The organism is Leptospira borgpetersenii serovar Javanica, from assembly GCF_003046425.1.
GTDB classification, from domain to species: Bacteria; Spirochaetota; Leptospiria; order Leptospirales; family Leptospiraceae; genus Leptospira; species Leptospira borgpetersenii.
In genome coordinates this window covers 23915-35000 of the sequence record NZ_QAJG01000005.1, presented here as the reverse complement: position 1 = coordinate 35000, position 11086 = coordinate 23915, and the positions used below count along the sequence as shown (strand labels likewise).

At 39.6% G+C, this 11086-nt stretch carries 11 protein-coding genes (1 of these 11 only partly in view); 2 read left to right on the top strand and 9 right to left on the bottom strand.

Translation table 11 applies throughout. The features are described 5' to 3' along the window. The 3 genes from lipL48 to CLV95_RS20030 form a co-directional block, all read right to left on the bottom strand. Positions 1-600 carry the start of an oxidative stress response protein LipL48 gene (gene lipL48 / locus CLV95_RS05110; RefSeq protein ID WP_107694883.1) on the bottom strand. It extends 786 nt beyond the left edge of the window, so the window shows 600 of its 1386 coding nt (coding positions 1-600); its start codon is at positions 598-600; its stop codon lies off the left edge, out of view. Positions 601-756: 156 nt separating this feature from the next. Next, entirely contained in the window at positions 757-1071 is a 315-nt protein-coding gene (locus CLV95_RS05105) for an LIMLP_04285 family protein (protein WP_002735982.1), read from the bottom strand. 540 nt (positions 1072-1611) lie between these two features. Further along, positions 1612-1758: a hypothetical protein gene (locus CLV95_RS20030; RefSeq protein WP_372509323.1), complete on the bottom strand. Its 147-nt coding sequence runs from the start codon at positions 1756-1758 to the stop codon at positions 1612-1614. An 818-nt stretch (positions 1759-2576) separates the two neighbouring features. Here CLV95_RS20030 and CLV95_RS05090 point away from each other — a divergent pair. Then, on the top strand, positions 2577-4376 hold the full coding sequence (locus tag CLV95_RS05090) for an adenylate/guanylate cyclase domain-containing protein (RefSeq protein WP_002725091.1): 1800 nt from the start codon (positions 2577-2579) through the stop codon (positions 4374-4376). Between the two features lies 1 nt (position 4377). Then, positions 4378-5301 (top strand): FecR family protein, encoded by a 924-nt coding sequence (locus tag CLV95_RS05085; protein ID WP_002725110.1) that lies wholly within the window; start codon positions 4378-4380, stop codon positions 5299-5301. Positions 5302-5309: 8 nt separating this feature from the next. Here the strand turns inward: CLV95_RS05085 and CLV95_RS05080 are convergent, their stop codons facing one another. The 6 genes from CLV95_RS05080 to CLV95_RS05055 all read right to left on the bottom strand — a co-directional run bounded on the left by CLV95_RS05080 (position 5310) and on the right by CLV95_RS05055 (position 10570). Then, positions 5310-5498 carry a hypothetical protein gene (locus CLV95_RS05080; RefSeq protein ID WP_011670744.1) on the bottom strand — a complete coding sequence of 63 codons (189 nt, stop codon included), beginning with the start codon at positions 5496-5498 and terminating at the stop codon, positions 5310-5312. Between the two features lie 127 nt (positions 5499-5625). After that, complete coding sequence (locus CLV95_RS05075; protein ID WP_002735929.1) at positions 5626-6735, bottom strand: hypothetical protein; 1110 nt, start codon at positions 6733-6735, stop codon at positions 5626-5628. Next, entirely contained in the window at positions 6732-7523 is a 792-nt protein-coding gene (locus CLV95_RS05070; RefSeq protein ID WP_002725074.1) for a pentapeptide repeat-containing protein, read from the bottom strand. Before CLV95_RS05070 ends, CLV95_RS05075 begins: the two co-directional genes overlap by 4 nt. A gap of 56 nt (positions 7524-7579) precedes the next feature. Next, positions 7580-7783 carry a 50S ribosomal protein L31 gene (gene rpmE, locus CLV95_RS05065; RefSeq protein ID WP_000845534.1) on the bottom strand — a complete coding sequence of 68 codons (204 nt, stop codon included), beginning with the start codon at positions 7781-7783 and terminating at the stop codon, positions 7580-7582. Positions 7784-7803: 20 nt separating this feature from the next. Then, positions 7804-9249: a transcription termination factor Rho gene (rho, locus tag CLV95_RS05060; RefSeq protein ID WP_002725082.1), complete on the bottom strand. Its 1446-nt coding sequence runs from the start codon at positions 9247-9249 to the stop codon at positions 7804-7806. Between the two features lie 145 nt (positions 9250-9394). Then, positions 9395-10570, bottom strand: coding sequence for a CBS domain-containing protein (locus CLV95_RS05055; protein ID WP_002735976.1), 1176 nt, complete (start codon positions 10568-10570; stop codon positions 9395-9397). Positions 10571-11086 lie beyond the last annotated feature (516 nt).

Below are 11086 nucleotides of genomic sequence, written 5' to 3'. Positions count from 1 at the left end.
GGGTGAAACTTCGTTTCCTGCAAATTCGACAATCGTATAAGAAAGGCTGCCGGAGTTTCCATTGTCGTTAGTGCCGCTATTATATTGAAGACCGGTTCCACCTTCCGTGTTTTGTGCTGCTGCTCTGGAGCCTATACCGTCGCCTACGATCAAAATTCCACCCCAATCGCCCGGTGCTCTGTTGCCGGAATTTTTAGAGGAAGTGAAACATACGGGAGCGTTAGCATCTCCGTTGGTTACGATCTTGGCACCTGGTTCTATGATCAGAGCGGAACCTGCCGTTCCGAAAATTACAGAACCTCTTTCGAAGGTGAGAGTTGCTCCGCTTTTTACTTTTACGATTCCGCTGATCGATGAGGAAGAGTAAGCCGCAAAGTTTTGACTCGATGTGATATTTCCCGAAAGAACCGTGTTTCCGCCTTGAATGGAAATTCCGTCGCAGACTGCGGCTCCTGCATTTTCATTGGCTCCCGTTAAAAGAATGAGAGCCATCAATAGATTGTTGTCTTGTTTGTCTTCTTTGCAATTTGCAAAAGAAGAAAGTAATAAGGCTACACTTATGATGAAGAGTGAAGTCCTTTGAGAGAAAGTTGATTCCATTTTATACTCCTTGGGAATAAACCGTAGAAGGTCTTAGGTAAAGATAAGTAAAAGGAGTTACGTATAAGTTACAAATTGGTATAATTCCCATAACTTTCGTATATTTTAGAAAGAAGGACCAAAACTTCGAATATGAATTAAGGGGCAAAGAAATTTTCACGGAAGTACAAAGAATAGAATTAAGAGTAAGCTCATCGAGCTCAAAGCGAAATAACGATCTACTTTCGTTTCCTCCTTCGATTCTTCATTTTTTGCCCATGTTATTTCTTTTTTTTCGATCGTAATCGTTTCCTTTTTAAAGCCCCGTTTCATTCCGTCCTCATATTCAACAAGGATGCCTTGCTCGTTTTCGGACGTTTTGACGTTTTCGATCACTTCATTCGTTTTCATGTTTTTTACGGTGTCCGCAAAAAGAGAGTTTAAAAAGAGTGATACGAACAAAATAAGAAATATCGAAAGTCTTGTAATCATTTTGTAACCTTTTGTATTATAGGATGATGATCGCTTCTCATCTTTATAAAATCTTACAACCCGAAAAACGGATGTATTGTTACAATCGCATTAAAGATTGTGATGAAGATCTATAGTTTGTTCGGTTCGGCTTTGTAAGTTCTTGGCGAAATGGAGATTTTATGACATTTGAATCGGCGGATGGAATGAGGATGGTATTTTAAGAAATTATAATATAACTTTTAATTTAGACAAAATGGCGCCCTTCCGGGCTTGAAAAACGAAGGTTAGATGCAAGCATGAACCACAAAACAAAAAAACCGACAGAAGGAACGAAGAGCTTGTCCCATTCAGAAGACTGAGTGATAGACGAATTTCGCTTCGCTCGTTCTAGACAGAGGACAGAAAGAAATGGGGAATGTTACATCACGGATTTAGAATGTAGCTTACAGAGACAAAAAGCGAACTACATTAGAAAAATGAAATGCTTTTCGAAGAAAATGTAAAGTCCTAAAAGAGTTTAGCCTGTAAGTTCACCCGAACGTTGACTCGTCTTATCTTTCATTTTCCCGGACTGGGTTGATACAAGATTCGTCCGGCTTTTTTATCGAGATGTTTTGAAGTAGAAAAAACTTCCCATATATTTTCAAAAATTGAGGATTTTTTTGCAAGAAGTTCCGAATTTTTTTTGGAAAAATGAAGTCGGATATCTTTCGGAATTAGAAAGAGTGGTCGTTTCGAAACGACCTTTTTGAGGAATCGAACTGATTTTACGATCGGAATTGAGTAACAAGTATTCATGCCGAATGCTGATTTTAGAAAGAATGAAACGGAAACGGATTCGATTTTTGTGAAAATTTTACAATTTTACCCAGGTAAAAAAGAAAAATTTTTCAAAAAATGAGGAAAAATAACTCAAAATCGCCGTGTGCCAACAAAGAGATAGTTTGATGAATTATAGAAAAGTAATCTGACATATTTTAACGTGAGTTCGATATAAGGAGGTTCGAAAGGCCGAATCTCCACCTTGATGTCGCACTGCGTTAGGTTAAATCTTGTCTCAAAACGTCGCCTGCTATTTTGACTTTCTGGTGCGAACAACAAATCGATGTATGTCGGGAAAAACTTTTCGTTTTCGATAGGCGGCTGGATGAAAAACCATAGATTCTGACTTCATGCCTCATTAAGATAAAGTTAGGCAAGATTTTCGTTTGTTACTTTCATAGCATGATTTCTTCTTAATAATAGGTTACTAAATTCGATACAATTTTTCAAAAACCTTTTAAAAGTGGTTTTTGGGTATAATACAAAAGACAAAATCGCATCTAAAGTGTTATGTTCCTGATTTATAATTTCTATTTTTTTATTATAAATTAAAAAATTATAGTCCAAAGAAATGAATGACTCGATTTTGAACTTTCTAAATCCGATCATTTTAAAAGGATCTATAAAATAGTGTTGTTTTATAAATTCTGTCGAATGAAATAGGACTCTTTTATCGGATAAAGAACTCGAATGGAAACGTTATGAATTCATTATTCAATTTATACAACTGGAATATTCGCCAGAAACTAATGGTGATCATTTCATTCATCATTTTGGTTTCTTTAGGATCGATCATCGCTCTCGCCACGTATTTTTTTAAGTCGGACAATGAAATCCGTATTAAGGAAAATAACTTGAAGTTGACCAACGTGATCAGCCAAAAAGTGCGCTCCGATATGGCATCGCTTACGAAACGTTCTTTGCTTCTTGCTAGGTCCGTTGCAGGTTCGGAAGAGCCGGACGATATTCTCCAAAATGACGAAGACATTTTTTATCTGAAAATTTTCAGAAAGGAAGGGCCGAATTATGCGGGGGTTAAACGAATCGCTAACGAATCTACTCTCAAAAATTTCAAAGTTTCTCCCGATAACGCGGACAAAATTGTACGCAAATATTTAAACAGATGGAAAAAAGCTCAAATTGGAAAACCTCAGGTTTTTAATGTGTCTTCGGAATTTCGCAGACCTGTGTTATATCTTTCCATCGTTCTCGGAAGTGGGGTTAATTCAGCCGTGCTTGTTTCTTTGGTGAGAATGGATTCCATATTAGATTCTTTTAGAACGTCTGGAATTACCCAGTTTTTTCTGGTAGACGATGGTGGAAAGTTGGTTGCACATTCCGATTCGAATTTGGTATTACAAGCTACCGATCTTAGTGACGATCCAATTGTTAAGAAATTATTGGAAAGTACGATCAGTAATGGACAAACTCGTTATAAGGGAAAAGACGATCAATTTTATCTGGGTTCTTTTAGAAGGATCGGATATGCAGGGTTGGGGGTAATTTCTAGCACCTCGGAAAAAAAGGCTTTTGAAGCGGTTTATAACATTCAGAAGAGAAATATCTATCTCATGATCGTAGTCGTAAATATTTCGATTTTATTTGTATTCTTTTATTCAAGAAGACTTACAAGGCCGATTCTAAAACTCGTAGATGCATCTAAACAAATCGAACGTGGAAACTTTCACATTGATCTAAAACCGGAATCGGGAGACGAAATCGGAAGACTTACTTCTTCCTTTGTGAAAATGGGTAAAGGGTTGTCCGATCGGGATAAGATGAAGGATGCTTTCGGAAAATTCGTAAACAAGGATATTGCCGAGATGGTCCTCAAGGGAGAAGTTAAACTTGGAGGAGACAAACGGGAGTGTGCGATTTTATTTTCCGATATCCGAAGTTTCACTTCCATCTCAGAAAAAATCGAACCGGAACTAGTTGTTGAATTTTTAAATCAGTATTTTACCGCGATGGTAAAATGTATCAAGAAGCATGAGGGGAACATCAACAAATACATAGGCGATGCGATCATGGCTGTTTGGGGAGAATTAGGTCATAAGGATTCTGACACCGAAAAGGCGATTCTGGCCGCACTTGATATGCGTAAGAGTCTGGTTGAATTCAACAAAGGGCGCGGAACCGATAAAAGACCAAAAATTTTTATCGGCATCGGAATCAACACCGGAGAAGTCATTGCGGGGCAGATCGGCTCCGAAGATAGACTCGAGTATACGGTCATTGGGGATGCGGTAAACCTTGCCTCTAGAGTGGAATCTTTGACGAAAGTATTCGGAGCGGATATCTTAATTACTGGGAACTCCTACGAAAAAGTAAAAGGAGTTTTCAAAGTGACAAAACTAAAACCGATCCAGGTGAAGGGAAAAAAATCTCTACAAACTATCTACGCGGTTTTAGGACATTCTAAAGATAAAACTTGTCCTAAAAATCTTAAGGAACTGCGAAAGCAAATTGGGATGGATTTCAAATCGGGCAGGTCTAGATAATATGAAGGAGCGATTTTTTTCAGGCGATAAGCCAATTCTATTTCTTCTTATATTCAATATCGTAGTATTTACCGGAGTATTTATATATGATTATACTCGATACGGTTCTCAAGGTTCACAAGAAGTCATCGGGAGTATTCTTTATAAATCCAATACGGTCAAAAGAAAATACGACTCCGAAGTAGTCTGGAAAGAAATTGAAACCGGGAATTCACTCCAAAACAGAGATACAATTTTAACCTCCGAAAATTCTCAGGCAAAAATCAGACTTTTGGATGGAAGTGAGATTACGATTGCGGAAAATTCCATGATTTTTATCGACTATTTGGATAATCGGGCAAATTTGGAAATTTCCGCGGGTGGCCTACAAATTACGAGAAAACCGAATAGTAAAGAAAATACTTCTTCTCTTGGGATTCGCTCCGGTGACGGAGTTCTGAAACTCGTGGAAGGAGTCGTAAACGTAGAAAAAAAGAAAAACCAAAAGACTCTCGAATACTCGATTCTTTCGGGTAGCGTCAACGTCGACCCGAGTAATCCGTTGCCGATGCTGCCTAAAAAATCCTTAGACGGATTTGAGAAATTATTTCCTGTCGCGGCGGATATTCAAACCACCGAATCCCTTCAAAAGTCAACGATTGCAAATTCAAGTTCATCGATTAAATTAGATTCCAGCTCCGAAAGTCATACTCAAAAACAGAATTACGATTCCGACAAGGTTCAAAAAGTATCTGATCCTAACGTAAGCAAGAAGAATGAAGAATTCAAGAATTCAGAGTTTAACTCGGAATCCGAACATGATGGTCGTTCTTTCTCAGAAGTAAAAAAGCAGAAACGGATGTCTGAGGAATTGCTCAGGCAAGAAAAGGAAAAACGTAGAAGAGAAAGAGAACATAGGGAACAAAGAGAATTTTTACGGCTGTAAATCTTGCTCTAAACGAGGACAACATCGGCCGGTGTCAGGGATTCGATGTTGTGGGTAAATCCTTCTTTATCATGAAAGAGAACGACGAGCTTGTCGTTATCAAAGGAAATCACTTCTACGATTGTGTTTGTGTGAACGAAAATTCCATTATGAAGGAAGGTGCGCTTGATGATTTTAACTTTGTCTCCCGGTTTCATTCCGCCTCTTTGTTTAATCCTTCATGAAGAATAAATAAAAATTCTAATATTCCAGATTGGTTTATTATTCAAAACTTATCGAAAAATTCAATTCGATTCGACAAAACATAATTAAGCCCGTAAAATTTTATAATACAGGAGCCACAGTTAAGAGTTCACCGTCGGGAATAATTTTAAACGTAACGTGTTCCCCTGTTTTTTTCCAATTATCAAGGGTCTGTTTCAGCTTCGTTTTTTGTCCCCATGGCTGTTTTTGCGAGCCGTTTTCCCCTATAATGTGATAATTAATGTATACGGGTGTATTAAAAACATCGGTAAACTCAATCAGATAAATTTGGTGTTTTTCAGAAAAGGTTTTATCAGAGGAACCACCTCTTTCCGTTACACTTTTTAAGATCCGCCCCGTAAAAATAGCACCGTTTTTTATATCACGAGGAAGAAAGGAGGAATCGTCTTTATTCTTTTGTGTATTGGTAAAATTTCGAATCTTTACTTTTATCCAAATAAAACTCGCAACGAAGAATGATGCCACGGAAAATAAAATGAAAAATAAGAATGGCAAAAGAATGGAAAGAAACGGAAGAAAATCTCCAAGATTGGGACCATGATCTAATGAAGCGAATGTGTCACCTAACGGCAATTGGGTATAAGCGTACGTTTTTAGAATTATACAAACTCCCGCAAATGAAAAAGACAATGTAGCTAAGGATACTATAATCTGACCTATAATAAGAGCGATTATGTTTGGGTTATCTGCTTTACGTAATGTTCCGGAGGGTTCTTTAAGGAGTATTAATTTTTTATAAAGTTCGTTAAAGTAAGGCGAAGGATGATGTGAATTTATTTCGGGGGCAAATAATATATTTTTACTCGGATCGTTCTCCGCATACACTAAAGCGCCTTCATGCAGCCTATCGCCGATAAAAATGTAAAAACCAAGGTTTCCTTTCTTTATCAAGTATATTGTTTTACACTGTTGTGCGATTATCGCTATAACAAGAAGAACAGGGATTATGAGGAAAACCGGGATCAATAGATTTTCTCCGGAAATAATCCAATGATACAATACAATCAACCCGTTTTCCTGAAATAGGATTCTTGTTATAATTTCAAACGCGGCGACCAGATAAATAATTGGAAAAAAGAGTTCTTTTGAAAAAATAAAGTCAGTAGGATCGTTGCGCGAAGATTTTTCTGAAATATAACTAGGGATTTTAACTTTGTCGTCCGACTTCATTCCGCTTCTTTGTTCAGGTAAAGATCTTTTCCTTCTTTTTTCATCACGCTAAACAGGTGGATTTGTTTTTGATCTAGGCGCGTTCCGATGTCGTAGATCGCATCTGTAAAATCCGCTCCTTCCACGTTCGCGCCCGCGAGTTTTGCCCAGCGAAGATCGGCTCCTCTGAAATTCGCGTTTCTAAGATCGGCATTGTTTAAAAAGGAGCCTCTGAGTTTGGCGCCTTCAAAGTTTGCGCCCACAAAGGAAGAATTTTGAAGGAACGCGTGTCCGAGATTGGCTCCGCTGAAATCCACTCCATCAAATTTAAGTTTTTCTAATATGATGCTGGAAAGATCTTCCCCTCTGAGAGAGCCTTTTTCTTTCAGAATTTCCAAAGCTTTCCCGGCAGTGATTCTTTTTTCCTTGGGCACGCCTTCCCCGCTTTCATAGTCTTTTACCGCTTGTAAAAGAGCGGCCACTGCGGATTCCGGGTAATTCTTTCTACGTTCCGGAAACTCGAACATCTTTTCAATGTCGGCCGGAGTTACGTCTTTCAATTCTTGGACTGTTTTGCCTTTGGCAAATTCGGTAGCCATCGCAAGAGCGACGATTCCAAAACCACAACCGGTTGTGGTATAACTTGCATCGGTGACTTTTTCCGAGGAATCTATTTTGAGATAAATGCGGTAACCATCTCCGCAACCTACGTTCCTATAATTAGAGACTACGGTCGCGTCTTCCATTTCTCGATAGTTAAGTCTATCATCGTTGATTTGTTTGTACCGTGCAAAGTCCATTACACTCATCGGAATTCTCCTGCCCGGTTTTTAGACGGCATAAAAAAGAGGAAGAGTTCGGAAACTCACTGCATCTTATATTTTTTCTTGAACTTGTCTACTCGACCGGTAGTATCCACGAGTTTAGATTTTCCGGTAAAAAATGGGTGGCAAGCAGAGCAGATCTCGATATTGATATCGCCGATGGAAGTTCTGGTTTCGTAGACGGTTCCACAGGACGCACAGCTGATTTTGGCCGCTTTATAGTTTGGATGAATTTCGGTTTTCATAAATTCCTTTGTTGATGCGTTTACTGGGTGTTCATGCTGGCCAAAAAGGCATCGTTGGTTTTAGAAAGCCTCATTTTTTCCAGCAATAATTCCATGCTTTCCGTAATACTCATGGGAGAAAGTACTTTTCTCAGAACGAACACTTTCTGAAGAACATCTTTGGTGATAAGGAGCTCTTCCTTACGGGTTCCGGACTTGTTGATGTCAATGGCTGGGAAAATCCGTTTGTCGGAAAGTTTTCGATCTAGATGGATTTCCATGTTTCCGGTTCCTTTGAATTCTTCGAAGATTACCTCGTCCATTTTGGATCCGGTATCGATCAATGCGGTGGCGATGATTGTGAGAGAGCCACCTTCTTCTATGTTTCTTGCAGCTCCGAAGAATCGTTTCGGTTTATGAAGAGCGTTGGAATCCACGCCGCCCGAAAGAATTTTTCCGGAAGTCGGGATTACCTGATTGTAGGCTCTTGCCAATCGGGTGATCGAATCTAAAAGAATGACTACGTCCTTTCCGTGTTCCACAAGTCTTTTGGCTTTTTCAATGACCATCTCCGCAACCTGAACGTGCCTTTGTGCCGGTTCGTCGAATGTCGAGGAAACTACCTCTCCGCGTACGTGGCGTGCCATGTCGGTTACTTCTTCCGGACGTTCGTCGATCAAAAGCACGATTAAGGTGCATTCCGGATGATTGGAAGTGATCGCGTTTGCGATATTTTGCATTAGAATCGTCTTACCGGTTCTCGGAGGAGCTACGATGAGAGCTCTTTGTCCTTTTCCAATCGGACACATGAGATCCAAAATTCTCGTATCGAGCATGGAGGGATCGTATTCCATCTTGAGCCTTTCATTCGGATACAAAGGAGTCAAATTATCGAAGAGAGCACGTTTACCTGCGACATCGGGAGTATAACCGTTGACGGTTTCCACACGGAGCATCGCAAAGAATCTTTCGGATTCTTTCGGAGGACGGATTTGTCCTTCTACTGTGTCCCCGGTTCTTAAACCGAAGAGTTTAATTTGAGAAGGAGAAACATAAATATCATCCGGACCAGGAACATAGTTATAGTCGGGAGATCTTAAAAAACCGTAACCGTCCGGAAGTTTTTCCATCACACCAGCGGCGTGTACTTGGCCATCTCTTTCCGCCTGAGCTTGTAGAATGGCAAAGATCAAGTTCTGTTTTTTGAGACCGCTCGTGTTCTCGACCCCGAGACCTTTAGCAACTTCAATTAAGTCAGCGATCGCTTTTTTCTTGAGTTCTACAAGATCGATGGGAGCCGGAGTCGGACCTTCGTAGCCGCCTCGCTTGCGTTTACGGGATCTATGATCCGCGTTATCGGAAGATTCAAGGTCTTGGGATTCCTGTCCGGCACTTTCTTCTTCGATAGAACCGGTGGTTTCGTTTTGACTGTAGTTATTATTTTGGTTGTGGTGTTTGTTTTTATTGTCTCGTCTTACTGTTGCCATATTAGGAGCTACTTGAATTTTTAAAAAGGGAAGGATTCGCCTTTTTGAGATTTTATTTTTGAGAATACAGAGTGGAGAAGAGATCGGTTAGATCGGCTCTAACCATGAGATAACGGTTGCAGGCGGAAGCTGTCAACGAAATTATTCAACGAGGTTTTCTTTTTTTTGCAGTTTGTTTCAAAGAGGCGGTTTTTGAAGTGGATTTCTTCTTGGTTCGTACATTGTCTTTTGATGTGCTCTTTCCTGATTTTTTGGAAGTGACCGGGACTTGTTTTGAAGAAGCGGAACTTTTGGGGTTTTTCGTATGGGTCTCCGGTTTTTCTTCTGAATGGTGCGGCGGGACAGCTTTTTTACGGGGAATTGAATTTTCCCTGGAAAGAGTGTAACGACTTTGGAGATCTAAGAATTTAATTCTATTTTGAAGGGTTGTTCGAGGTATGCCCAATTGGAGCGCTGTATGTGATATATTGTCTTGATTGGCTTTTAAGGAATGGAAGATAAACGCACTTTCGACTTCTTTCAGCATCGTTTCCAATGGAAGTTTTTGAAAGAAGGCGTCGCTCACGGAAGGAAATTCCAAACCGCTTTCGTTCTGACGACCTAAAACGGCGCGAGGAGTGATGAAATGATAGAGATATCCTGCGATCTTAGAGTTTTGTTTGAGAACGATGATTCTTACGTTACACTCAATCTCTGTTATATAGGTTTGTAGGGAAAAAGGCGTGCTTCCGTCCAAACGAAGTTCATTGGATTTTAGATAATCGGCTAAAAGATTCTTACTCATCTCCTTAAGTAATCGTTCTGCCTGAAGGATCGAATCTCGAAAGTATTTTTTGGGTAGAATACTCTGTTCGAATGTTTCGTTGTAAAAGACGGAGTTCCCTTCCAAATCGGTAGCTAAAAGTCCATCCGGAAGATTTTGTAGGATAAGTTCCATGAACCAAAAGCGGGAACTCTGCTCTTGCTCTTGTTTTTTCGGTTCGGTTACGGGTTCCGGGCTCGAACGATTTTCGGAAATGAGTTTTCCAAGTCCGGCCATGACTTGAACTTTGTCCCATTCTTCTTTTTTTTCACCTGTTAGGGTTAAAACCGGGATCGATTTTTGTCTCTGGAAGTATTGAAAGAAAGATTCGGGAATTTCAGTTTCTAGAAAATTTTTCGGAAGCCGTGTGTATTCTTGCTCGGACGAACTCAAGTCCGCCATTTCCATCTGTATCAATTTGCGGGATAAAAGCCCGATAAGATCTCCAGACTCGTCCACGACCGGAAGATGTGTTGCTGGTGTGATTAGAAAATATCTATAGAGGGTTTCTATTTTCATGAAAAATGGTCGTTTCCAAGTGCCGATTTGGCGTCAGAATACTCTTATTTTCCGGTCTGCAAGAAAATTCCTCTCTTTTTTAAGATCCAAATCTTGGTTTCGAGAAAAGATTCTTCACAAAATTGCATTGAATCTGGAAATTGTCGGTTTTTTGAAGAAGATCAACATTCTATCTTTTGAAACAAACTTTTACTATGGTATTCTTTTCATGAGTTCGAGTGTAAGGTCGAAGTTTCATCTTCGAAATGAAATCTGTCTCAAAAATTCATTACTTAGGTTTGTGTGGTTTCATAGCATGATAAATTATTTCTGAGATAGATTTTAGAGCTTGTCCCAAAACCTCAGATGTCGGAACTCCTACATTCAGAGGACTGAGGACAGTGTCGCGGCAATGCCACTCCTACAGAAGACAGTTTTGGGACAAACTCTTGGTATTTCTTAAGGGAGTCTCTATAAAATACATTTTAAAATTCTTGAATGTCGTAAAACAGTGGTTTCTCGAAAGAATTCTCTATA

What these genes read in the sequence shown, in the direction of transcription:
- CLV95_RS05105 (WP_002735982.1), bottom strand. Translation starts at nt 1,071, where the DNA reads ATGATTACAAGACTTTCGATATTTCTTATTTTGTTCGTATCACTCTTT.
- CLV95_RS05090 (WP_002725091.1), top strand. Translation starts at nt 2,577, where the DNA reads ATGAATTCATTATTCAATTTATACAACTGGAATATTCGCCAGAAACTA.
- CLV95_RS05085 (WP_002725110.1), top strand. Translation starts at nt 4,378, where the DNA reads ATGAAGGAGCGATTTTTTTCAGGCGATAAGCCAATTCTATTTCTTCTT.
- CLV95_RS05080 (WP_011670744.1), bottom strand. Translation starts at nt 5,498, where the DNA reads ATGAAACCGGGAGACAAAGTTAAAATCATCAAGCGCACCTTCCTTCAT.
- CLV95_RS05075 (WP_002735929.1), bottom strand. Translation starts at nt 6,735, where the DNA reads ATGAAGTCGGACGACAAAGTTAAAATCCCTAGTTATATTTCAGAAAAA.
- CLV95_RS05070 (WP_002725074.1), bottom strand. Translation starts at nt 7,523, where the DNA reads ATGAGTGTAATGGACTTTGCACGGTACAAACAAATCAACGATGATAGA.
- rpmE (WP_000845534.1), bottom strand. Translation starts at nt 7,783, where the DNA reads ATGAAAACCGAAATTCATCCAAACTATAAAGCGGCCAAAATCAGCTGT.
- rho (WP_002725082.1), bottom strand. Translation starts at nt 9,249, where the DNA reads ATGGCAACAGTAAGACGAGACAATAAAAACAAACACCACAACCAAAAT.
- CLV95_RS05055 (WP_002735976.1), bottom strand. Translation starts at nt 10,570, where the DNA reads ATGAAAATAGAAACCCTCTATAGATATTTTCTAATCACACCAGCAACA.